21 protein-coding genes are annotated in these 22,138 nt (G+C 56.5%); all 21 read right to left on the bottom strand.

Annotated elements, in window-relative coordinates; translation table 11 throughout:
- Positions 1 to 93: 93 nt before the first annotated feature.
- The 21 genes from HMPREF9081_RS04275 to rfbF all read right to left on the bottom strand — a co-directional run bounded on the left by HMPREF9081_RS04275 (position 94) and on the right by rfbF (position 22,025).
- Positions 94 to 465 (bottom strand): DUF488 domain-containing protein, encoded by a 372-nt coding sequence (locus tag HMPREF9081_RS04275; RefSeq protein ID WP_006305775.1) that lies wholly within the window; start codon positions 463 to 465, stop codon positions 94 to 96.
- A gap of 1 nt (position 466) precedes the next feature.
- Entirely contained in the window at positions 467 to 1,114 is a 648-nt protein-coding gene (locus HMPREF9081_RS04270) for a hypothetical protein (RefSeq protein WP_040394479.1), read from the bottom strand.
- A gap of 167 nt (positions 1,115 to 1,281) precedes the next feature.
- On the bottom strand, positions 1,282 to 2,637 hold the full coding sequence (locus tag HMPREF9081_RS04265) for an amino acid permease (RefSeq protein ID WP_006305772.1): 1,356 nt from the start codon (positions 2,635 to 2,637) through the stop codon (positions 1,282 to 1,284).
- A 16-nt stretch (positions 2,638 to 2,653) separates the two neighbouring features.
- Positions 2,654 to 3,127 carry an SsrA-binding protein SmpB gene (smpB, locus tag HMPREF9081_RS04260; RefSeq protein WP_006305771.1) on the bottom strand — a complete coding sequence of 158 codons (474 nt, stop codon included), beginning with the start codon at positions 3,125 to 3,127 and terminating at the stop codon, positions 2,654 to 2,656.
- A gap of 9 nt (positions 3,128 to 3,136) precedes the next feature.
- Positions 3,137 to 5,845, bottom strand: coding sequence for a ribonuclease R (gene rnr, locus HMPREF9081_RS04255; protein WP_006305770.1), 2,709 nt, complete (start codon positions 5,843 to 5,845; stop codon positions 3,137 to 3,139).
- 21 nt (positions 5,846 to 5,866) lie between these two features.
- Positions 5,867 to 6,616, bottom strand: coding sequence for an alpha/beta hydrolase (locus HMPREF9081_RS04250; RefSeq protein ID WP_006305769.1), 750 nt, complete (start codon positions 6,614 to 6,616; stop codon positions 5,867 to 5,869).
- Between the two features lie 79 nt (positions 6,617 to 6,695).
- A complete protein-coding gene (gene secG, locus HMPREF9081_RS04245) occupies positions 6,696 to 6,908 on the bottom strand; it encodes a preprotein translocase subunit SecG (protein ID WP_006693319.1) in 213 nt (70 codons plus the stop codon).
- Positions 6,909 to 7,104: 196 nt separating this feature from the next.
- Complete coding sequence (locus HMPREF9081_RS04240; RefSeq protein ID WP_040394474.1) at positions 7,105 to 8,145, bottom strand: 2-hydroxyacid dehydrogenase; 1,041 nt, start codon at positions 8,143 to 8,145, stop codon at positions 7,105 to 7,107.
- Positions 8,146 to 8,220: 75 nt separating this feature from the next.
- Positions 8,221 to 9,105: a class II fructose-bisphosphate aldolase gene (locus tag HMPREF9081_RS04235; protein ID WP_006305766.1), complete on the bottom strand. Its 885-nt coding sequence runs from the start codon at positions 9,103 to 9,105 to the stop codon at positions 8,221 to 8,223.
- Between the two features lie 20 nt (positions 9,106 to 9,125).
- On the bottom strand, positions 9,126 to 9,689 hold the full coding sequence (locus HMPREF9081_RS04230; protein WP_006305765.1) for a glycerol-3-phosphate responsive antiterminator: 564 nt from the start codon (positions 9,687 to 9,689) through the stop codon (positions 9,126 to 9,128).
- Positions 9,682 to 11,211, bottom strand: coding sequence for an FGGY-family carbohydrate kinase (locus HMPREF9081_RS04225; protein ID WP_006305764.1), 1,530 nt, complete (start codon positions 11,209 to 11,211; stop codon positions 9,682 to 9,684). Before HMPREF9081_RS04225 ends, HMPREF9081_RS04230 begins: the two co-directional genes overlap by 8 nt.
- A gap of 22 nt (positions 11,212 to 11,233) precedes the next feature.
- Positions 11,234 to 11,989, bottom strand: a complete 756-nt coding sequence (locus tag HMPREF9081_RS04220; RefSeq protein ID WP_040394472.1) for an SDR family NAD(P)-dependent oxidoreductase — start codon at positions 11,987 to 11,989, stop codon at positions 11,234 to 11,236.
- Between the two features lie 8 nt (positions 11,990 to 11,997).
- Positions 11,998 to 13,029, bottom strand: a complete 1,032-nt coding sequence (locus HMPREF9081_RS04215) for a 2-hydroxyacid dehydrogenase (protein ID WP_006305762.1) — start codon at positions 13,027 to 13,029, stop codon at positions 11,998 to 12,000.
- A gap of 16 nt (positions 13,030 to 13,045) precedes the next feature.
- Complete coding sequence (locus tag HMPREF9081_RS04210) at positions 13,046 to 14,308, bottom strand: PTS galactitol transporter subunit IIC (protein ID WP_006305761.1); 1,263 nt, start codon at positions 14,306 to 14,308, stop codon at positions 13,046 to 13,048.
- 46 nt (positions 14,309 to 14,354) lie between these two features.
- Positions 14,355 to 14,618: an HPr family phosphocarrier protein gene (locus HMPREF9081_RS04205; RefSeq protein ID WP_006305760.1), complete on the bottom strand. Its 264-nt coding sequence runs from the start codon at positions 14,616 to 14,618 to the stop codon at positions 14,355 to 14,357.
- A 227-nt stretch (positions 14,619 to 14,845) separates the two neighbouring features.
- Positions 14,846 to 16,138 carry a hexokinase family protein gene (locus HMPREF9081_RS04200; RefSeq protein ID WP_006305759.1) on the bottom strand — a complete coding sequence of 431 codons (1,293 nt, stop codon included), beginning with the start codon at positions 16,136 to 16,138 and terminating at the stop codon, positions 14,846 to 14,848.
- Between the two features lie 2 nt (positions 16,139 to 16,140).
- Positions 16,141 to 17,484: a hemolysin family protein gene (locus HMPREF9081_RS04195; protein ID WP_006305758.1), complete on the bottom strand. Its 1,344-nt coding sequence runs from the start codon at positions 17,482 to 17,484 to the stop codon at positions 16,141 to 16,143.
- A gap of 44 nt (positions 17,485 to 17,528) precedes the next feature.
- Positions 17,529 to 18,632 (bottom strand): DEAD/DEAH box helicase, encoded by a 1,104-nt coding sequence (locus tag HMPREF9081_RS04190; RefSeq protein WP_040394470.1) that lies wholly within the window; start codon positions 18,630 to 18,632, stop codon positions 17,529 to 17,531.
- Positions 18,633 to 18,645: 13 nt separating this feature from the next.
- Positions 18,646 to 20,787: a DNA topoisomerase III gene (locus HMPREF9081_RS04185; protein WP_006305756.1), complete on the bottom strand. Its 2,142-nt coding sequence runs from the start codon at positions 20,785 to 20,787 to the stop codon at positions 18,646 to 18,648.
- Positions 20,784 to 21,143 carry a YkvA family protein gene (locus HMPREF9081_RS04180; RefSeq protein ID WP_006305755.1) on the bottom strand — a complete coding sequence of 120 codons (360 nt, stop codon included), beginning with the start codon at positions 21,141 to 21,143 and terminating at the stop codon, positions 20,784 to 20,786. Before HMPREF9081_RS04180 ends, HMPREF9081_RS04185 begins: the two co-directional genes overlap by 4 nt.
- Before the next feature lie 105 nt (positions 21,144 to 21,248).
- Positions 21,249 to 22,025 (bottom strand): glucose-1-phosphate cytidylyltransferase, encoded by a 777-nt coding sequence (gene rfbF, locus HMPREF9081_RS04175; protein WP_006305754.1) that lies wholly within the window; start codon positions 22,023 to 22,025, stop codon positions 21,249 to 21,251.
- Positions 22,026 to 22,138: the final 113 nt, after the last annotated feature.

The raw sequence follows: 22,138 nt of genomic DNA, 5'->3' as shown, positions 1-22,138 counted from the left end.
GCCGTGTTCTCACGAAAACACGGCTTTTTTTATAGATTTTCATCCCAGATCGTCACTTATGTGAATTATTTATCACATAAGTGACAGTATGTGCTACTTGTCCATCATCGCATACATCCACTCCCGCAAAACACGGGCATGATTAATCTCAGGATCCTTCGCGCCATAGAGCAATGTGATATTCTCCCCTGCTTTGAGATGCTCGGCGACGGTGACCATATGCGTTGGTCCGGCCGTACCGGTCGAGAGCTCCACGCGGTATTTTTCGGCAAACTCCGCAAAGTGCTCCGCCTTGTGCCCGAACCATGTGCGCAGCTCCGGCGACGGAGCAATGTCCTTCCACCAGTCCGCGAGTGCCGCACGCGACTTGGAGATGCCGCGTGGCCAGAGGCGATCGACGAGCACGCGGAACCCGTCATCCGGCTCTGCCGCCTCGTAGATGCGCTTGATGCAAATTTCCGCCATGTTACCCCGCCTCCCGTTCCATATAGTCGCGCACAGAGGTCGTCTCCCCCGATTGGAGTGCATCGATCAGGCGATTGATACGCGGCGGCGGTGTCCATGCGAGCGGCAGGAAGCAATCCGTGCAGCTGTTATACATCGCACGCAGATCGTTCTCCGCATGGCGGCGCAGAAGGGCATACTCTGCCTTGCGATGCTCATAGCGGCGCCCGGCGCGCAGATAGCCGATCGTCGTGACCACTCCCCAGAGGACGAAGTAGTACGCCCAGATGAAGTTCGGCAGAAACGGTGACAGCGGGAAATAGACGAGTGCCGCGACGAGTCCGCCGACGAGCATCCAAAGACCGATGGATGGGCGACTCATTCCACTTTCAATGTAGTCCAGATCCTCAACCACCTGATAGAGATTGCTGTGCTGTACAAAGTACCCTCGCATCCGCTCCAACCCGTCGATCTGTGCCGAACGCTCCTCTGGAATCGGCGCCGGGGCGTTCAGCACAATTTCCTCCGGCATGGCACGCCTCTTCTTTTCTGCCGTATCCGCAATAAAGCTCCATGTTTCAAGTTCATCATCGATGAGAGCCCGCTCGCCACAATGCGGACAAATACGCGTAAGTCCCTCGATTTTCGCACCACATTCCTTGCAAATCATATTATTCCTCCTTACTGTTAAATTTTTATTACGTATTTTAACATACATCGCCATTTTTGTCTAATGAAAAAGTCAGTATACATAAAGAGGCTGCTATGCGAGATTCTCAGCTTCACATAGCAGCCTTATTCGTCCTTTCCCCGCATGTGGGGCAGGCTATAAGGGAGTTATTCTTTTTCCCGCCGCTTCTTCGAGCGATAGCCGAGCCACAGCACGAGCAGCCATGCGGGCAGGATCGGCACGGCGAGCTGCATGCCCGGAATCTGCGCCATCATGACGACGACGCCGATGAGGAACACGATGCAGAGATAGTTGATCCACGGATAAAACGGTGCACGGAATTTGATATGCCCCCTCTCGCGCTCCATCTTGCTGCGAAATTTCAGATGCGTCACAACGATCGTCACCCAGCTGATGACGGCGGCACACGTTGCGATCGAGATGAGGTAGAGGAATGCGTCGCCCGGGAAGAAATAGTTCAGAAATACCACAATGAGGGTAATGCCCGAGGAGATCAGAATGCCGAGCACGGGTACGCCGCGTGCGGAGAGACTCTTCAATACGGATGGCGCGTCTCCGCGCTGTGCGAGTCCGTAGAGCATGCGGCTGTTGCTGTAGATCGCGGAGTTGTAGACGGAGATCGCGGCGGTGAGCACGACGAAGTTCAGGATGTGCGCGGCGGCGGGAATACCCACGTTTTGGAAGATCTGAACGAAGGGACTTGCCTCCATACCGACCTCGTTCCACGGCCAGAGTGCCATGAGCACCGCCATCGTTCCGACATAGAAGATCAAAATACGCCAGATGACCTGATTGATCGCCTGCGGAATCGTGCGGTCGGGATCCTCCGCCTCGCCCGCAGTGATGCCGATGAGCTCGATGCCGCCGAACGAGAACATGACGACGGCGGTTCCGAGGAAGAAGCCCCACCAGCCGTTCGGCAGGAATCCTCCGTGTGCCCAGAGATTGCTCACATTGTCGGGAAACGGCGCACCCGTCACGAGCAGCCAGCCGCCGAGTCCAATCATGAGGACGATCGCCGTGATCTTCACGAGCGCCATCCAGAACTCCATCTCACCGTACGCGCGCACATTCGTGAGGTTGAGCACGGTGATGACGGCGAGGCAGATGAGGGCGGAAAGCCACTGCGGGAGGTCAGGCAGCCAAAAGTTCATGTAGATGCCGACTGCCGCCAGCTCCGCCATGGAAACGATGATGTAGTTGAACCAGTAGTTCCAGCCGGAGAGGAAGCCCGGAAAGTCGCCCCAGTATTTGCCCGCATAGTGACTGAACGAGCCCGAGACCGGCTCATCGACCGCCATCTCGCCGAGCATGCGCATGATGAAGAAGATCATGACGCCGCCGAGGAGATAGGCGAGCATGACCGCAGGTCCCGCGAGCGCAATCGTGGATGCCGAGCCATAGAAGAGCCCCGTCCCGATCGCGCCGCCGAGGGCGATCATCTGGAGATGTCTGTTCTTGAGCCCGCGCCGAAGCGCGGGTGATGCTTCCTTTTCCTGCATAAAAACTCCTTAATTGTTAGCCGCGCTGACGATCCTTGAGTGCCTGCTCCATCTCGCGCTTGGCGTCCTTTGCCTTGAGCGTCTGACGCTTGTCATAGTTGTGCTTGCCGCTCGCGAGTGCGAGCTCGAGTTTTGCCCGTCCGCGCTTGAAGTAGACCTTGAGCGGGACGAGTGTCATGCCCTTCTCGCGTGTCTTGCCGAAGAGTTTCAAAATCTCCGCCTTGTGCATGAGCAGACGGCGAACGCGCAGCGGGTCATGGTTGAACCGATTGCCCTGTTCGTAGGGGCTGATGTGCATGTGGTCGAGGAATACTTCCCCGTTCTTGATGTAGGCGTAGCTGTCGCGCAGATTCGCACGACCTGCGCGCAGGGACTTGACCTCCGTTCCCACGAGCTCAATGCCCGCCTCATAGGTCTCATGGATGAAATAGTCATGCCGCGCCTTGCGGTTCTCGCAGGCGATCTTAATGCTTTCGTTCTTCTTCCCCATAGAAATTCCTCACTCGGCGTTCCCCGTCCCGCCCTCGGTTTTGCGATTCATACGACGCGTGGGACGCGGGGCACGACGCGGCTTCTCGGTTGTCTCCGCCTCCGGCCGCTGCGCACGGTAGCCCGGTGGATCCGGCCAGACGGCGCTGTTGAGGCCCGTCACCCTGACGCGGTGGTAGTCGCGCGGCTCGCGCTCGTCACCGTAGCGATCATTCCCTCTGCCGCCGCGTGCACGATCACGACGATCGCCGTCATTCCGCGTGGGACGCTGTCCGCGCCCGCCGTCCGCTTTGGACGCTGCGGCACGCGGCTTTGCAGGGACACTCGCAGCTGCCTTGCGCGCCGCACGCTCGCCCTCCTGCACACGCTTGCCGTGTGTACCGTGCGCGCCGCGTGTCTTCTTGCGGCGCTCGGCAGGTGTCACTTCAATATCGGCGATGATGGGCTCACTCTTGCGGTCGCCCTTCTTTTTGCGTGAGCGGCGTCCGCGCCCGCCCGAAGAGGTCGTTTTTTCATCCGCCTTGGTCTTTGCCGGAGCCTTTACAGGCGCCGCCATGTTCGGCTCATAGACACCGTTGTCCTTCAACACGAAGTCGAGCGTCCGCGCCTGTACGTCGGCGCGCGTGATGATGATGGTCACCGTGTCGCCGAGGCGGTAGCGTGCGCCCGTGCGTTCGCCGACCATCGCATACTGCTCCTCGATGTAGCTGTAGTAATCGTTGATCATTGTGGAGACGTGCACAAGTCCCTCAACGCCGTTCTCGAGTTCGACGAAGATGCCGAACGCCGTGACACCGCTGACAACACCCTCGAACGTCTCACCGACGAACTGCGCCATATACTCGATCTTCTTCATATCCGTCGTCTCGCGCTCTGCCTCGATGGCGATGCGCTCACGCGCGGAGGAGTGTTCCGCCGCGTCCGGCAGCATCGCGCGCAGCCGCTCCCGCTTCTCCGGGTCAATATGCCCTGTCGCAAAGGTCTCGCGCAGGAGTCTGTGCACAAGGAGATCGGGATAGCGGCGGATGGGCGAAGTAAAATGCGTGTAGTAGCGTGCGGCGAGCCCGAAATGTCCGAGGCTCTGCGTCGAATAGCGCGCCTGCTGCATGGAGCGCAGCGCAACCGCGCCGATGATGCGCTCCTCGGGCGCGCCCTTCACACGGTCGAGGACAGCCTGAATGTCGCGCGGGCGCACCTTTCCATCCTCATCGACGTTCAGCCGCAGTCCGAGTGCGGCGAGAAGACTCTGAAAGCGCTCGATCTTCTCGGCGTTCGGCGTCTCGTGCACGCGGTAGACAAACGGCTCCTCCTTCAGCTCCATGTGGCGCGCAACCGTCTCATTCGCGATGAGCATACACTCCTCGATGATGGACTCACCGATCGAACCCGTGCGCTTCACGAGCGCGACGGGATGCCCCTCCGCGTCGAGCTTCACCTTGATCTCGGGCAGCTCAAAGTCAATGGAGCCGCGGCGGTGCCGCTTCGCACGCAGAGCTTCGCGCAGACGGCGCAGGGTCCCAAGCATCGGGTGGATGTCCTCGTTGTCCGAAACAAACGGCTCCTCACCCGCAAGGATTTTATTCACCAGTGTATAGGTCAGCCGACGTGCGACGTGAATCACACACGGCACAATCTCGTAGCTTTTTACCTCACCGTCCGCACCGATCTCCATCTCACACGCCATCGAGAGGCGATCAACGCCCTCGTTCAGGCTGCAGATCCCGTTCGAGAGCTCCTTCGGCAGCATGGGTATGACGCGGTCAACGAGATAGACACTCGTGCCGCGCCGCGCTGCCTCCACATCCAGCGGCTCGCCCATGCGGACGTAGTGACTCACATCGGCGATGTAGACGCCGAGGAAGAATCCGCCGTCCTTCTCATATGCGTAAATGCCGTCATCGATGTCCTTCGTGTCCTCGCCGTCGATCGTGACAATGGGGAAATCACGGCGGTCACGCCGCCCTGCATACTCCTCGGGCAGCGGGTTCTCGGGGCAGCACGCGGCTGCCTCTGCCACGGTGGGCGGGAATGCTTCGTCAAGGTCATAGGCGCGCATCACAGCGAGCACATCCACACCGGGATCCCCCGTCTTGCCGAGCACCTCGACCACACGTCCCTCGGCGCTGCGCCGCTCCTCGGGCCACTTCGTGATCTCTACGACCACCTTGCTGCCCGTCTTTGCGCCGCCGAAGTCCTTTTTCAGAATGAAGATGTCGCGCCCGATCTTCGCGCTGTCAGGCGTGACGAAGCCGAATGCCTTGCTGCGCTCAAACGTGCCGACAATATGCGTATTCGCACGTTCAAGGATGCGGATGATCTCGCCCTCGCGTGCACGTCCCGGCATCTCGGACGGGGTCACACGCGCCACGACGCGATCGCCGTGCATGGCGGTCGCAAGCGCAGAGCCGGGCACAAATACATCCGACTCATCCTCCGTTGCGCGCACGTCAGGGATGATAAAACCAAATCCCTTGGGCGACATGGAGAGCCGCCCCACGACGAGGTTCATGCGGCTCGGCAGTCCGTAAAGTCCGCTGCGGTTCCGAATGATCGCTCCCTCCGCCTCGAGCGCCATGAGTGCAGACGAAAGAAGCGGCTCCTCCTCAGCGGAGAGTCCGAGTCCCGTGAGAACCTCCGCCGCCGGCAGCGGGCGATAGGCGTCCTCCCGCATAAAGGCGTGAATTCTCTCTTTCAACGTATCCAATTGTTCCTGTTCCATATGTCCCTCTTTTTTCCGTTCCTATTCCGATTCATCCAGCAGGAATGATGCCGTACGCGCAAAGACACGCTCCCGGATCCCCAAATCGAGCGGCAGCAAATGCCCCGCATCCGGCAGAATGTATTTCTCGCACCGTGGGCTTCGGACGTTCTCATAGAGATAGTCCGCGCTCTTCGGATCTGCCGTGTGATCGCGCTCCCCGTGCACGATCAGGATGGGTGCCGTAACCTTCGCAATCTGCCCACAGAGGATCGCGATGACATCCATCATCTCGTGGATGGAAACGAGCGGCATGCGCCGATACGTATTGTTCGCACCGCACGGCACATTCTGAAGCCTCCGCCGCGCCTTCGGCACATAGCGATCCACGCACGCCTCACGCGTCGGCAGATGCTCGATCCCCTGCTCGGGTGCGATCATGATGGGTGCACCGAGGCTCACAACGTGGGCGACGTCCGTCTCGACGGAGAGGAGCATGGCAAAAACCGCGCCCATCGAATGCCCAACCACGGAGACTTGCTCACACACGCCGCTGAGGATGGCAGAACCGTCGCGCACAGAGTCCATCCAGTCCTCATGCTCCATGCGGCTCAGATCCTCGACCGTCGTCCCGTGCCCCGCGAGCCGAATGGCAAGCACGGTAAAGCCGCGTGCGTTCAGATATTCTCCCATGAGGCGCAGCTCTGCCGGCAGCCCCGTGAATCCGTGTATGAGGAGCACGCCATGCGCCCCACCGGGCAGCAAAAACGGCTCCGCTCCCTCAAGATGCATGACGATTTCTCCCTTCTCTCCGACATGTTTTCCACCTGAAAAAATCCCTGCACCGCTGAGACGGCAACAGGGATATTCGTCAACTCGACATCCGCGCAATCACGATCGTAATCACACCGAACAAAATCGCGAAGACGATGGTCACACGCGCGAGCAGCGCATCCATCCCGCGCGCCTTACCCGAGAATACCGTATCTCCGCCGCCGTCGAGGCCGCCCATGCCGGCAGACTTCGCCTCCTGCCCGAGCACGGACGCGATGAGAATGATCGCAACGATTGCATCAAGTACCATTAAAAGCGTGAGCAAGAAAAAGCTCCTTCCTTCACTCATATGAATTATTTCCGTCTATCATAGCACAGTAAGCGGCGTAGTGGCAAGCGAAATGTATCAAGGGCCCGTCGATTTCGATAGATCGGCACAAAGTTCAATTGGAGTATAAAAAACTACTGCCGATAAACACATGCTTATCGACAGTAGCTGGGACTCGTTAATTACGAATATTAACCATCTCTTCCCCAGTCAGATACCGCTTCAGGTCTTCCAGTCCGATCTCCACAGAGGTCATCATGGTATCGCACGAGGTGCCCGCAAGATGACTCGTCAGCGTAATATTGGAAAGCCGCAAATACGGATGATCCGCAGGCAGCGGTTCCACATCATACACATCGATGGCTGCGCCGCCAATCACATGATCCCGCAATGCGTCTGCCAAGGCTGCCGTATCGACCAAACCTGCACGCGCCGTATTGATGAGATATGCGGTCGACTTCATTTTGGACAGTTCATCCTTGCCGATGAAGTGCTCCGTCTTTTCCGAGAGCCGCAGATGAAGCGTCACCATATCCGACTGACGCAGCAGTTCATCCAGCGCTACGAATTCAACATTGTGATCGGCGAACTGTTTTGGATCGGCATACGGATCATGAACAAGAACTTTACATTCAAATCCCTGCAGACGCATTCTCACGCGCTGACCGATGTATCCATAGCCGATGATGCCAACGGTCATCTTGCGCATATCATGAATGTAACTCTGGTTATCGTACTTCTTGCACCATTTTCCTTCCATGAGGAGGTGATGACTGCGCGCAATATTCTTGTTCTCTGCAATCATCATGCCGACAGTGAAATCAGCTACCGCATTTGCGCTGCGCCACGGCGCATTGATGAGCTTTACGCCCTTCTCCGTTAAGAGAGGAACGTCTGCATTCTCGTAACCGCCGCGCAGAACGGCTGCCACCTTGAGATGCTTTGCCTTCTCGATAACCTCTTTGTTGATGGACGCGACATGCACGACAAGAATATCCTTATCCGCACAGTTTTCCAACAGAGCCTCACATGTGGGAGCAGCATCAATCCCCTTATGTTCAATGAGAGTCATACGATCCGTAATCGGCCCCATTGCATACATATCTTTATCTTCGACGATGGTGATCTCCGCGCCAAATTTCTCCAATGCGCGCAGTTCTTCCATCATCTGCACGGTAATGCCGCCATCCGCAACACAAAGGATTTTGGTTTTTTCCATAATCAATACCCCCAATATTTCTGACGAGTCTCCTGCCGATATGGCGGCAGGGACTCCCATGTCACAAATGGAGCCTCAAGCCTTTCCTGCCGAACCGACCAGATCGATCTTCTGCCGCACGACCTCCTGCAAGGCAGCAAGCGGCTTCTGATAAAGCTGGTGCGGCCAAATCGCCAAATGCTCCGCGCTCTCCAATTCCGCCTTGAGTGCTCCGTTGAACGCGGTCAGCATCTCAGAAAAGATATTCAGCTTGCATATGCCGTTTGCAACGGATTTACGAATCAGCTCATCCGGCGTTCCCGAGCCGCCATGCATCACCATCGGCACAGTCGATATTGCGTTCAGCTCTTGCAGCCGTTCAAAATGGATCTTCGGCTTGTGCACGTAAAGTCCGTGCGCCGTTCCCACTGCGACGGCAATGCAGTCCACCTGCGTGCGATCGATAAAATCTGTCAATTCATTCGGCTGTGTAAGAAAGTCATCGGGATTGTCAAAGGTATCCTTCTTCGCAGCACCGATCTCGCTGCTCCCTACAATGCCGTCTCCCACATGACCGAGCTCCGCTTCTACGCTGACATCGAAACGATGTGCATACGCGACGACCTCGCTTGTCTTTTGAACATTCTCCTCCAAAGGCAGCATAGAGCCGTCAAACATCACGGAAGAAAAACCGCCGTCGATGCAACGCTTGATAAACGAAAGGTCCACGGCGTGATCGAGATGGATTGCAACAGGAACGGTTGCTGCCTCGGCAATTTTGCGCAAATAACCGAGCCAATAGGAAAGCCGATCACCCGCAAGATCAACAGCCAACCCCATCAAGATGACCGGCGATTTCTTTTCTTCCGCAACCTCCGTGACAGCCAGTGCCATATCAAGGTTGCTCACATCAAATGCACCGACAGCATATTTGCCCGTTCTCGCGTCTGCCAACATCTTCTTCATATTTACCAAAGGCATATAGATCCCTCCTCGCCACTTCAGTCAACTGCATTCCAGTCCCACATCGTCTGCGAACTCGTCATAATCCCATCAAATCCGCGCTGATAGAGTCGCTGTGCAAAATCAGCCCGACTGACAAAACCGCTTGCAAAAATCTTACCGGAAAACACTTTGCGGAATGCATCAAGAAACTCATATGCACAGATTGCAGGTCTGAGCTCGATGGCATCCGGCTTTGTCACCTCAATGGACCGGAAAGCCATCTCCAACGACAGGGAATCTAGGAGCGCAATCCTCCAAATGGTCTTTAGCCCGACTGCCTTCGCCCTACTGACCTGGTATACATTCGAGCCGATGACGGCATCCACCTTGTAGGCTTTCTTCAGCATCTCAAAGGCAATTGTATCCGTTCCGAGACCGCCAATGAGCTCGTGGTTGACAACGACTTCCTTCCCATTCTTATGACATAGTGTCGTAAGCTCGGCAAGATTTCCGATATGAGATACCGTGCTCAGCAGAATTTCGCCCCGCTCCAATTTCAGCGCCTTGTCCAGATTCCGTATATCCCGCACGGAGGGGATCAGCATAAATGTCCTAGCCATCTTGCTTCTCACTCCAATACTCCAACAAATGACGGTTCTGCCGCTGCCATTCCACATATCGCTTTTGATAGAACGCGGCCTTTTCCGGATTGGGAACGACAGGCGATTTCAGCTTGACTGAGCGTTCGAAGGCTTCTTCATAGCTCTTGTATACACCCGCACCGATGCCGGCAACGATAGCAACGCCATGCGCCCCCGTCTCATCACACTCTACAACTTCGACCGGCAGGTTCATGGTATCGGCAAAAATCTGCGTCCACACAGGGCTCTTTGCCATTCCTCCCGTCAATCGGATGAGCGTTGCGGGCAGTCCGGAATCAATAAGAAAGTCAATATGATGTTTGTGAATGAACGCGATCCCTTCGACAACTGCATAGCACAGTTCGCCGTAAGATGTATGCGTATTTATGTTGCTGAATCCGGCACGCGCATTGACATGAATACTAGGAGATGCGACAAACGGCTGAAAATACGGCGTATCCATATTCGGCTCTGCCTTTAGAATCCACTCGTTCAACACATCATAGTAGTCGCGCTGCTCATACACGGCTGTCAGTCTTGCCTTATCCCCGAGTACATGATGGAACCATTCGTAGTTCGTCGCGGATGCCCCCGTATACGAACAGTTCAGGTATTCGTTTTTGTGAATATAGGGCATATTACTCGATGCATTTGGTATCACACGATCCGAATGCGTTTCGTTGATACACCACGATCCGGCAATGGACGTAATCACGCCTTCTCCTGTCGCTCCGGCTCCGACAAGACTCGCCAGAATATCCATCATTCCTGCAGCGATCGGAGTTCCCTCTTTGAGCCCGGTCAGTTCTGCCGCATCCTTCGTCACAGTGCCGACGATCTGCTCCGGACTCGAATACAACGTCGGCAGTTTGTCGAACATCTCCGGAATACCGTATACGTTCATCAGTTCTTCCGAGTATTCCATCGTATCCATATCAACCATGAATGAACCACCGATGACATTGAGATCCGTAGCAAACTTGCCGGACAGGCGGTACATCAGATAGTCCTTGAACATCAACACGCTGCCGATTCGGTCATAGACCGCACGCTCATGCTCCTTGTACCAGCGCAGGATCGGTCCCGGCTCTCCTGCAAACAGCGTTCCATGCACCATGCGGTTGATCTTATCATAGGTGCCCTCCCGCTGATACAGCGCGATAATATCATTGGCACGATAATCCTGCGAAAAACACCCGGGCGCAATGGACCAACCTTTTTCATCGAGGAATACGATGCCGTTGCCAAAAGAAGTAATCCCTATGCCGGCAATATCCTCTGCCGCGACACCGGACTTCTCGATCGCCCGCTTGATGCACTGCGATACCATGTGCCAGAGCTCATCGACATCGAACTCCTCAAATCCTCTGCCGCGCGGCGCAAGATGCATGCGCTCGGAGCTTTTCGTCGAGGACGAAGCGACCACCTTTCCCGCTTCATCAAAAATGACCGCCTTGCTCGATGTGTTGCCGGCATCGATTCCGATTAAATATTTTGCCATGACAGCCCCTCCTTTCGTGTCTTTACCTCATCAGCATGCCGCCCGTGGCGTCCAGCGTGATTCCCGTCAGATAGTCCGCCTTATTCGAGCACAAGAACAGGATGCTGTACGCGACTTCCTCCGGCTCTGCGACTCTGCCCAGTGGAATTCGCTGACAGTAATACTCTCTGCATGTCTTCAGCACCTCGTGAATCATGGGCGTATCCATAATTCCAGGCGCAACTGCATTGACATTGACACCATGCGGCGCAAGCTCGCGTGCAAGCGACACCGTAAAGGATACCAGTCCGCCCTTGGAAGCCGCATAGTGCGCGTGTCCCGTTGTTGACCCGGTAAACGCCGCCTGTGACACAACGTTCACAATCTTCCCTGGCCTCTTCTGATCGACCAGATACCGAGCAAAATCACGACATAAAACAAATGGACTGATCAGATTGACCTCTATTGTATGCCGAAATGCCTCCTCCTCCATATCGAGGACATAGGCCTGCGGCCAGATGCCTGCAGCATTGACGAGAATATCCAGCGTATCGAACGCCGCAAGCGCCTCACGCACGACATCGCTGCGCCCGCTTCCGCTCAAATCACATGCGATTCCCGCGGTCCGTATTCCATATCTGTCCCGCAGGTCAGCTGCAAGTGCGGCACATTCATCCCCATGCCGACTGACCGCAATGACGTTCGTTCCCTCCTGTGCAAAGAGCTCACAGGTCGCTCGCCCGAGCCCTTTCGTGCCTCCGATCACGAGCGCATTTTTTCCCTGTAATCCGAAATCCATCGCACACCTCATTTCTGCCGCACAATGCAGCGCGATGTCAGATCACCGGAGAGCGCCCCCTCCATCTCACGAGCAAGCAATACGGGCGAATGCAGGAAGGCATCTACCGTCCCTCCTGCCAAATGAGGTGTGATGGTAACGTTGTCAAGACCGACCAAGGGATCATCCTCTTTGAGCGGCTCATGCTCAAAGACATCCAACGCCGCTCCCTGAATTCGTCTTTCCTTCAGCGCCGCATACAGAGCTGCTTCGTCGACGAGTCCGGCACGCGCCGTGTTGATGAAATATGCTGTCGGCTTCATCAAGGAGAAAGCATGCGCATTCATCATCCCCTTCGTCTCGTCGGTAAGGCGGCCGTGTATTGTCACAAAATCTGCTTGTTCAAGCAGTTCGTCCAAAGAAGCGCGTACAACGTAATCCGGCAATGTGTCCGCATAGGGATCGTAGCCGAGTATCCGCACATCGAATCCATGCAGCCTCTTGGCAACCTTCCGACCGATCTGCCCCATACCGATGATGCCAACGGTCTTATCCTCCAGATCGGGTACCGTCGCAGCATTCACATAGTCGCGAACCCAACGCCCCGCTTTCAGATTTGCATGCGCACGTGCAATATTGCGGCATTCGCTCAGAATCATTCCGATGGTGAAATCAGCGACGGCAGTCGCATTGCGCCCCGGGGTATGGTAAACGGTGACACCTTTCTGCGCCGCGTATGTCACATTCACATTTTCATATCCGCCGCGCAGAACACCAATAAATCGGAGCTTCGTACAGGCATCCAGAACCTTCTTTGTAATCGGACAGAACTGCGTAATGAGGATCTCCGCATCACGCAACTTCTTGATGAGCGCGTCCGGTACGTCATAGACTTCGCTCCCCTGCGTCTCCACCTGCAGATTGATCCCCTGCAGTTCCTCATAATCTTTCAGCGGCCAGTCGAGCACCTCGATCTGCACGCCTTTCTGCCGATATCCCGCAAATCCTTCCTCGATATACCGTGCCGGTATCAGGAGATCGCCTATCCCGATGAGTTTCATATGCACCGCATCTCCTTTACTTTCCGATCATCTCACCCAATTTTACCAAAGCCCAGCCAGCCGGTGTATTGTAAGACGACACCAGATTGCCCAGCTCGGTCGACGTAACATTGCTTGGCAGCCTCACATTTGCCTGATCTGCTGCAACGCCATAAATCCCCGACAAGTTGCTTCCTGCATAGAGCGCAATTGTCACGATAAAGAGTCCCGTAATAAAGATGCGGAACATATTGCGCTTACAGAAGGGAGCCACCATGGAGATGACGAACACGATCGATGCAAGATCGACGAACGGCAGCATGCGATTCCCCGGCAGAATGATCGAGATGAAAAGTGCGGCAGGAATGAGCAGCAGCCCTGTTGCGATAATACATGGCTCGCCGATCAGAAGCGCCGTATCCATGCCGATGTTGAATTCCCGTCCCGGGAAGATCTTTTTCAGCACCGTCTCCGCCTGATCGCGGACAATCATGACGCCCTCGACAGTAATCTCTACCATTTTCGGCAGGAGGATCATAACAGCAGCCACTTGAACCGCAAGGAATGCACATTGTCCAACGCCCCAACCGGCAAGCACGCCCATGCCCGCGCCGAGAATCGTGGCAAGCGTAATGGGTTTTCCAAGAACACCTAGTTTTTGGATGACGCCCTCCGGGCTCAGATTGATCTTGTTGAGTCCCGGTATCCGCTCAATAACGGCATTGACTGCAATTCCAATAGGAACATAGACGCCACATGTGGCATGAACGAAAGCGACACCCTTGATGTTGTACATTTCCTGAATCGCCGGCGCAGTTTTATCCGCAATGATAAAGGCAATCAGATAGAGTATAAGAGCGGCTGCCGTTCCGAGAGCCAGACTGCCCGTCTCATAGTAGACCATGGAACCCGGCAAGAGAATCAGCCAGTAGTTGAAAATATCGATGTTTAAGATCTGTGTTCTCTTCAATGCCAGCAGCACCATGTTCAAAATGATGGCACCTGGCACAACCATCGGAATCAGAGGAGACGACCAGCCAATTGCTGCACTCGTTGCCCATCCTGCATCGATAACTGTCAGGCTCGCACCGAACCGCTCAACCATATCCTCCGAGGCGGGGCCCAGGCTGTTCAGAAGCATGGACACAATCAAGTTAATCCCGGTAAAGCCAACGCCGACCAGCATCCCTGCTTCAAATGCCCGACCGATCGACAGCCGGAAGCAGATCCCCAAGATAAAGAAAATCACGGGCATCATAACAGTGGGTCCCAATGCCAAAATTTGATTCAAAAACTCCATGATGGTTCACCTCGATATCAGAAATCTTTACCAGATCTGCCGACTCTCACCGATAGATCTCCTTCGCCGCAAGCATTCCGGCTAAGGTATACACTGCCGCCGTTTCTTCTTCGCCGGAAGCCTCAACCGTAACCTCGCTGCCGCATGTGATGCCGAGCCCCATGATCTGCAAAACATCCGTCGCCTTTGCCGTCTTACCATTTGCATGAAGCATGACGTCTGCCTGAAATTTCGATGCTTTGTCGGCAATCAATACTGCCGGCCGAGCGTGAAGACCAGAGGCATTTTCCATGGTGATGGTCACTTTCATCTTTTTCCCTCCTTTCCATACCTGAGAACACAATTTTACAAATAAAAAACGGTATTAGGGGACAGGCTTATGCCTTATCCCGTAATACCGAATTCATCTACATTATTCAGTAGTCAATCTATTTTGTTGTGAAAAAATTTCCTATCTTCTCTAATTGATACGATTGTATCACATCTCTAAAAAATACGCAAGAAGAATTTCTAGAATTACTGATAAAATCTTAATTCTTACCCACTCTCCACCATCGCCGCCGCGAGCGCGGCACCGAGTCCCGAGCCGCAACTGGCGAGGATCGTATCGACCTTCGGCGCATCCTCTCCGAGGAGCTCTGCAAACACGTCTGCCATCGTCTCCTTGACGAGCGGCATCTTCTCATAGACGGAACCGTCAACGGCAATATGCTGGGGACGGATCTCCCCCTCACCCGTGATCTGCCAGAGCGTCCCGACAAACGTCGCCGCGATGAGCCGCACGGAGCGTACGACAATGGTACGCGCAAGCTCACGTACGCACACGGCATCCTCTGCCGAGAGCATTTGTCCGGTCGCTGTTTCGACGATGGATGCCGCCGACTGCGCATCTCCGTTCACATCCTCAAGTATGCGGCTGATGTCGACGCTCGTAAAGGCATGCATGTGCTCCTTCGTTCCGAGAAGCTCGGCGAGTGCCATCCCGAAGAGCTCGCCCATGTAACGTCCCGAAACCATCTTTTCAAGGCGCTGCTCGCCCTTTTTCTCCGATGCAGCGTCGAGTGCGATGTCGAAACGGTTCGGAACGAGCTTCGAAAATCCCCCCGACTCCATGTTGAGGATCATCGGTGCATTTGCCGTACCCGTATAGGACTCGAGGTAGCAGGTGTTGTGCCCCGTGGCATAGATCGCACCGATCTTCGTATCGCCATAGATGTAGGCAGCCGAGAGGAGCACGGCGACCGTGTCGTTGATGACGGAGTTCGGCGTGACATTTGAGAGTCCCTGACGCACAAGTGCTGCCCGCAGGAGATCGTTGACGACCTCGCCCTCGACGCCGCGCGCAGCAAATTCCTTTGTCCAGATGATCAGGCGCGCGTTGTTGATATTCGTCTGACTGGACGGAAAGGAGAAGGTGTGTCCGAGAAGATACGGTGTCTCATGATCGCCACCAACCACCTCATCGACGAGGCCTGCAATGAAGTCAAACATCTCCTCACCCGTCGCCTCCGCGCCGATGAAGTCGTAGACACCATCGACCTTGAGCGGCTTTGCGACGTGGGAGAGCATTTCATATTTCCCGTTGCCCGCAAGGCGGTAGAGCAGGACGCGCACGTTCGTCCCGCCGAAGTCGAGTGCGAGATAGTCGCCGCGCTCCTCGCCCGTCGGGAGTCCCAGATAGGACGGCAGCATGCGCAGGGAGGAATCGGGCGATCCCGTGAGACCGAGGCGCATGTCCTGTCGAAAAGCTGCTGCCGCCTGATGCAGATGCTCCGTATCTATCGTAAACGCAGCGATAATATCATCGTAAAGCACGGGATCAAATGCCATATCTATTCCTCCTCATGGACCGGAGGCTCGTCTTGCTCCTCCGCTACCGTATGCAGGAGATGAACAAGCACGCGCGTAATGCGCACGCCGTCCACCTCCTCGACGTAGAACAGCGTTCCCGCATGGGCCGCCATCTGCCCCACGCGCGGCGCCTCGCCGAGCTGGTCATAGAGCCAGCCGCCGATGCTGTCCACATCCTCATCCTCGATCCGCACCGCGAGGAGGTCGGCAACCTCCTCGAGCAGCAGTTTCGCATCCACAGAGCACACATCTCCTGCGCGCCACTCGACGCTCTCACGCTCCTCGTCGAACTCGTCGCGGATATCACCGACGATCTGCTCGATGATATCCTCAACTGTCACCATACCTGCCGTGCCGCCGTACTCGTCTACCACGATCGCGAGCTGCGAGCCCTGCTCCTGCATCGTACGCAGGAGGACACTGCCATCCATGCTCTCAGGCACAACGAGTGCCTTTCGGATATAGCGGCGCAGGTTCAGCCGCTCCCCGCGGATGAGCGGCGGCAGGAGGTCCTTGACGTGGATAAAGCCGATGATGTGATCCTTGTCCTCGTAACAGACAGGATAGCGCGTCTGCTGTTCCTCGAGGATGGTCTTGATGCGCTCGGCAGACGTATCGTCGAGATAGAGGCAGATCATGTCCGTGCGCGGCACCATGATCTCGCGTGCGTTCAGCTCCGTAAACGAGAATACATTGTCGACGAAGTCCGCCTCCGTGCTGTTGATCAGCCCTTGGCGGAAACTCTCCTTCATCAGGAGACGGATCTCCTCCTCCGTGTGCGCGTCCTCATTCTCCCCCTTCACATCATAGCCGAGGCGGCGGCTGATGTAGTTCGCCACTGTGTTCAGGATCCAGACAAATGGACGCATGACGCGACCGAAGAGCACCATCGGGAACGCGATCGCGAGCATGATGTTCTCGACGTTTGCAATCGCCATGGATTTCGGCGTCAGCTCACCGAGCACGATGTGCAGCGAGGTGATGATCGTGAACGCAATCGCAAGTGCGGCCGTGTGCCCCACCTCATCGGGCAGACCTGCCGCCTGTGTCACAGGCAGAATGAGTGTCGCAATCGCAGGTTCGCCCACCCAGCCGAGTCCAAGCGATGCAAGTGTAATGCCGAACTGTGTCACCGAGAGCGAGTAGTCCAGATGTTCCGTGAGCTGCTTGGCGTATCCCGCGCGACTGCTCCCCTCTGCGATCAGCGTCTCGAGGCGCGATGTTCGCATCTTCACACAGCAGAACTCCGCCGCAACAAAGAAGCCGTTCATAAAGATCAGAAAAGCAACGAGCAATATGTCAAGCAATGTGGGCAATATGTCCACGAACGATTTCCCCCTTTGGAAATGGATAACGCAGTGCCGCGTACTCAGGCGCGCGGCAATCGCACCAGTTCAATCTCCATGCGTGCGGCGAGTGCCCTGAGTTTGTCCATCTCCCGCTCATCCACGAGCGAGATGACAGCCCCCGCCTTACCCGCACGTGCCGTGCGTCCCGCGCGGTGGCGGTAGGTGCGCACATCCTCTGGCAGATCGAGATGGATGACATAGTCCACATCCTCGATATCGAGTCCGCGCGCGGCAAGATCGGTGGAGATGAGGAGCTCGGCGCGTCCTGTGCGAATGGCGTCAAGCGCCGCGCGCCGCTGGTCGCGCCGTTCCTGTCCGATCAGTGCAACGGCTTTGATGTCCTCGAAGCGCAGCTTTTCGAGTGCGTGCGCTGCATCGAAGCTGCGTCCGACAAAGACGAGTCCGCGTTTGATCGGCAGACGGCGCGTCAGCTTTTGCACCGCCTTTATTTTATCACGAAACGATACAATATGATAGTAATTTTCATACGTATCATTCGTACCCTCCACGCGGATGCAGCGCAGCGTGCAAAGACTCTCTGCCATGCGTATGGCGGACGTCCCCGCCGTTGCAGAGAGGAAGAGCATCTGTGTTTCCTTCGGCAGAAGCCGGATGACGGAACGCACGTCATCCAGATGCTGCTTACCGAGGAGTCGGTCGAACTCGTCCAGAACGAGAACCTTTACACCCGTGAGCTTCAGCTTGCCGAGGCGGTTCAGTTCCTGCACGCGCGGCGCGGAGCCGACAACGAGTGCTGGCTTCTTCTTGAGCGCCTCGATCTGCCGCTTGATGTTCGCCCCACCGATGAGCGCCTGCACACCGATCGGCAGTCCTGCCGCCTGTGCAAGTTCGCGCGCGACCGTCGCGATCTGCATGGCGAGCTCGTGCGTCGGCGCGAGGATGAGCACCTGCGTCGTGCGCACGGCGGGATCGACGCGCTCTAGGATCGGCAGGAGATAGGCGAGCGTCTTGCCCGTCCCCGTCGGCGCCTCACCGATGAGGTTCTCCCCTGCACGTGCGGCAGGGATGAACGCCGTCTGTATCTCCGTCGGCGCCGCGATGCCGCGCTTTTCGAGCGCGGCGATATAGTTTTCGGGCACGCCGAGCGATGAAAATGTCCTCATAGTATTCTCCGAGTCAATCAAAAAACAGCGCATCCATCTCCGCCTGTTCATCTGCTGTCGGCGTGTAGCTGCCGCGCGCAACGGGCGTAGGTGCAGACGCGGGCGACGGCGCTCCCGCCGCTCCATTCGCGGCGCGTGGGATCCGCTTCCCCGTAAAGTCCGGCTTACCGTCCGTATCATTCGCTGTCATACGGCACTGAGGGAATGCGGAGCAGCCCCAGAAATCACCGTGCTTCCCCTTGCGCTTCATCATAACGCCGCGCCCGCATGCGGGACAGGGGACGCCTCCGCCGCCCGAGATTGTCGCCGTCAATGCCGCAGCGCAGAGCTCGCGCGCAAACGCCGCCTGTCCCGCGAGGAATTCCTCGGGCGTCCCCTCGCCCTGTGCCATCGAATGCAGACGATCCTCCCAGACTGCCGTCGCATCGGGATAGGTCATCGCATCGGGGAGCGCGTCGATGAGGAGATACGCCTCCGCCGTCGGCGTCAGCACCTTCTTCTTGCCGGCGGCGTTCAGGAATTTGCGCCGGATCAGATCCTCGATGATGCTCGCGCGCGTCGCCTCCGTCCCGATGCCGGAGACATCGCGCAGCATCTTCTTCGCCGCCTCATCCTTCACATATTTGTGGATTTCCTTCATGCCCTGCAAAAGTGTCGCAGGCGTAAAGCGCGAGGGCGGCTTCGTCTGGCGCGTGGAAAGGTCTGCCGACACGTAGTTCGCCGCGTCTCCTTTCTTCATCGGAGGCAGTACGGCGCTCTCCTCGTCCTCCTTCTCCGCGTCCTCGGTCTCGCTCTTTCCCGTGCGATACATCGCGCGCCAGCCCGCCGCGCGCTCCGTGCGCCCGCTCGCCGCAAACAGCTCACCGTGATAGGTGACTTCGACCTTCGTCTGATCGTAGACGTAGTTCGGATGAAACTGTGCGATGTAGGCACGCGCAATCAGTCCGTAGATATTGCGCTCCATCTCACTGAGCCGCGCGAGATTCACGGGCACGGTCGTCGGAATGATCGCGTGATGCGCGGAGATCTTCGCGTCGTTCCACGCGCGCGACTTCTGCTTTGCATCCGCCTCACGCGCCCATGCAGAGAGCTCCGAACCGTCAAGTGCGGCGAGATTGCCAAGGATCTTCGGCGCGTCCTTGTGCTGACTCACGGGCAGATACTCCGCATCCGAGCGCGGATAGCTCGTCAGCTTCTCCTCGTAGAGTTTCTGCGCCGTGTCGAGCACCTGCTGCGGCTCGTAGCCGTAGCGCTTTCCCGCAAGCACCTGCAATGCGGAGAGCGAGAATGGGAGCGGCGGCGGCTCCTCCTTCTTCTTGCGCTCGTAGCGCGTGATCTGGGCGTCCTGCGGCGCGCCGCCAAATGACTCCAAAGCTGCGCGTGCCGCCTTTTCGTCTACGAGCCGTCCCTCTGGATCGAGCGGCGTGTACTCCTCCGACGGCTTCCATCGTGCATGAAACGATTCGCCCGACTTCTCGTGACGAAATACCGCATCGAGCAGATAATATGTCGCGGGTTTGAAGTTCTCGATCTCGCGCTCACGGCGCACAACGAGCGCGAGCGTCGGCGTCTTGACGCGTCCGATCGGGAGCACAAGCCGATCGTGCCCCGCACGACGTGCTGCCAGCGTGTAGGCACGCGAGAGATTCATCCCGATGAGCCAGTCCGCGCGTGCCCGCGCGAGCGCCGATCGTTTCAACGGCAGGAAATCGCGATTGTCGCGCAGATCATTAAGCGCGTCGTGGATACTCTTATCGTCGAGTGCATTGATAAGGATGCGTCGTACAGGCTTTTCATTGCCGAGATAGTCCAGAACCTCGTCCACGAGCAGCTGCCCCTCGCGGTCGGGGTCGCCGCCGTGCACAATCTCATCCGCGCGCTCGATCAGCCCCTTGACGACCGCGAACTGCTGCGCCGCACTCTCGTTTACGACGAGCCACCACTCTTTGGGCAGGATCGGCAGATCCTCCGTGCGCCAGCGTTTCAGTTTTGGATCGTATTCCTCCGGCTCCGCCTGCCGCAGGACATGGCCGAAGAGCCACGTCACCACGCCGCCGCCCGTCTCGATCCACCCCTGCCCCTTGCGGTGCGGATCCGGCAGACACGCAGCGAGCGCGCGCCCGACACTCGGCTTTTCCGCGATATAGAGCCTCATGCAAACACCTTCGTGAGCGCCCAAACAAGGAGCACAAGCCAGAGGATCAGAACAACGGACGCCACGACAAGTACGAGTGTCCCATAGTGAGTCACGTTACGTTCCGCCTCTGCGCGCGCATCCTTCGGCAGCATGCGTACGAGAAACTCCGTCGCCGCCGGCAGGATAATCATGTCGTCCACGGCACCGAGCAGCGGGATCGTATCAGGCACGATGTCAATCGGACTCACGAGATAGAGCAGCGTGAGGGGGAACAAGAACTTCACCGCGCGCGGCGTATCACGCCGCAGCATTGCAAAGAGCAGCACGGCAATATCACGCCGCAGTGCACGCAGCAGCACCAAGAATCGCAGCATAGAAACCTCCGATCATTTCACGTCATCATGCCCAGTATACCATTCCACCCGCACTCTTTCAAATGGAAAAGGACAGACGCACGACGGCGTCTGCCCCTATTTATCCTAATCCCATAACTTCCACGGTGCCATGCCGGTCTGCCACAAGTTTTCCAGTACTATTTTCTCCCGCAAAGTATCCATACATTGCCAAAATCCACGGTGCAGGTAGCTCTTCAATTCATTCTCCCGCGCGAGCCGCATGAGAGGTTCTTGCTCAAAAACCGTATCATCTTTCTGGATTAAATCGAACACAGTAGGTTCCAGCACCATATACCCAGCATTGATCGGCGCACTGTCCTCCATCGCTTTTTCGCGAAAGGCGTGCACCGTATTGTCTAATCCAATATCCAAGATCCCCTTCTGCTGTTTCTGCATGACGGCAGTCAATGTCGCAGCCTTTCCATGCTCCTTGTGAAAGTGCACCACCTTTTTGAGATCTACGTCGCAGACGCCGTCGCCGTAGGTCATCATGAACGTCTCATCTCCAATATATTTCCGTATCCGACGAAGGCGTCCGCCCGTCATGGTTTCAAGCCCCGTATCGACGATAGTGACCTTCCACGGCTCCGTATGCTGATTGTGTACGATCATACGGTTCTCCTGCGTAAAATCAAACGTGATGTCCGATGTATGCAGAAAGTAATCAGCAAACCATTCCTTAATCATGTGCTGCTTATACCCGGCACAGATAATAAAGTCATTGAAACCGAAATGACTGTAGCCCTTCATGATATGCCAGAGAATCGGCATGCCACCGATCTCCACCATTGGTTTCGGGCGGCGTTCAGATTCCTCCGTGATTCGCGTTCCAAGACCTCCTGCTAAAAGCACTGTTTTCATAGAATCCTCCCCTGTGTATGATCTTTCTCCAAAACAAGCGGGACATACATATTGCGCTTCAATTCCTCCTCCGGCAAAAACGGCGCCATATCCTCAAGCTGTGGAGAGCAGAG

Source organism: Centipeda periodontii DSM 2778 (assembly GCF_000213975.1).
GTDB lineage: Bacteria > Bacillota > Negativicutes > Selenomonadales > Selenomonadaceae > Centipeda > Centipeda periodontii.
Note: the sequence above shows the minus strand (reverse complement) of the source record. Positions and strands in the feature narration are given on the sequence as shown.

What these genes read in the sequence shown, in the direction of transcription:
- HMPREF9081_RS04275 (WP_006305775.1), bottom strand. Translation starts at nt 465, where the DNA reads ATGGCGGAAATTTGCATCAAGCGCATCTACGAGGCGGCAGAGCCGGAT.
- HMPREF9081_RS04270 (WP_040394479.1), bottom strand. Translation starts at nt 1,114, where the DNA reads ATGATTTGCAAGGAATGTGGTGCGAAAATCGAGGGACTTACGCGTATT.
- HMPREF9081_RS04265 (WP_006305772.1), bottom strand. Translation starts at nt 2,637, where the DNA reads ATGCAGGAAAAGGAAGCATCACCCGCGCTTCGGCGCGGGCTCAAGAAC.
- smpB (WP_006305771.1), bottom strand. Translation starts at nt 3,127, where the DNA reads ATGGGGAAGAAGAACGAAAGCATTAAGATCGCCTGCGAGAACCGCAAG.
- rnr (WP_006305770.1), bottom strand. Translation starts at nt 5,845, where the DNA reads ATGGAACAGGAACAATTGGATACGTTGAAAGAGAGAATTCACGCCTTT.
- HMPREF9081_RS04250 (WP_006305769.1), bottom strand. Translation starts at nt 6,616, where the DNA reads ATGCATCTTGAGGGAGCGGAGCCGTTTTTGCTGCCCGGTGGGGCGCAT.
- secG (WP_006693319.1), bottom strand. Translation starts at nt 6,908, where the DNA reads ATGGTACTTGATGCAATCGTTGCGATCATTCTCATCGCGTCCGTGCTC.
- HMPREF9081_RS04240 (WP_040394474.1), bottom strand. Translation starts at nt 8,145, where the DNA reads ATGGAAAAAACCAAAATCCTTTGTGTTGCGGATGGCGGCATTACCGTG.
- HMPREF9081_RS04235 (WP_006305766.1), bottom strand. Translation starts at nt 9,105, where the DNA reads ATGCCTTTGGTAAATATGAAGAAGATGTTGGCAGACGCGAGAACGGGC.
- HMPREF9081_RS04230 (WP_006305765.1), bottom strand. Translation starts at nt 9,689, where the DNA reads ATGGCTAGGACATTTATGCTGATCCCCTCCGTGCGGGATATACGGAAT.
- HMPREF9081_RS04225 (WP_006305764.1), bottom strand. Translation starts at nt 11,211, where the DNA reads ATGGCAAAATATTTAATCGGAATCGATGCCGGCAACACATCGAGCAAG.
- HMPREF9081_RS04220 (WP_040394472.1), bottom strand. Translation starts at nt 11,989, where the DNA reads ATGGATTTCGGATTACAGGGAAAAAATGCGCTCGTGATCGGAGGCACG.
- HMPREF9081_RS04215 (WP_006305762.1), bottom strand. Translation starts at nt 13,029, where the DNA reads ATGAAACTCATCGGGATAGGCGATCTCCTGATACCGGCACGGTATATC.
- HMPREF9081_RS04210 (WP_006305761.1), bottom strand. Translation starts at nt 14,308, where the DNA reads ATGGAGTTTTTGAATCAAATTTTGGCATTGGGACCCACTGTTATGATG.
- HMPREF9081_RS04205 (WP_006305760.1), bottom strand. Translation starts at nt 14,618, where the DNA reads ATGAAAGTGACCATCACCATGGAAAATGCCTCTGGTCTTCACGCTCGG.
- HMPREF9081_RS04200 (WP_006305759.1), bottom strand. Translation starts at nt 16,138, where the DNA reads ATGGCATTTGATCCCGTGCTTTACGATGATATTATCGCTGCGTTTACG.
- HMPREF9081_RS04190 (WP_040394470.1), bottom strand. Translation starts at nt 18,632, where the DNA reads ATGAGGACATTTTCATCGCTCGGCGTGCCCGAAAACTATATCGCCGCG.
- HMPREF9081_RS04185 (WP_006305756.1), bottom strand. Translation starts at nt 20,787, where the DNA reads ATGAGGCTCTATATCGCGGAAAAGCCGAGTGTCGGGCGCGCGCTCGCT.
- HMPREF9081_RS04180 (WP_006305755.1), bottom strand. Translation starts at nt 21,143, where the DNA reads ATGCTGCGATTCTTGGTGCTGCTGCGTGCACTGCGGCGTGATATTGCC.
- rfbF (WP_006305754.1), bottom strand. Translation starts at nt 22,025, where the DNA reads ATGAAAACAGTGCTTTTAGCAGGAGGTCTTGGAACGCGAATCACGGAG.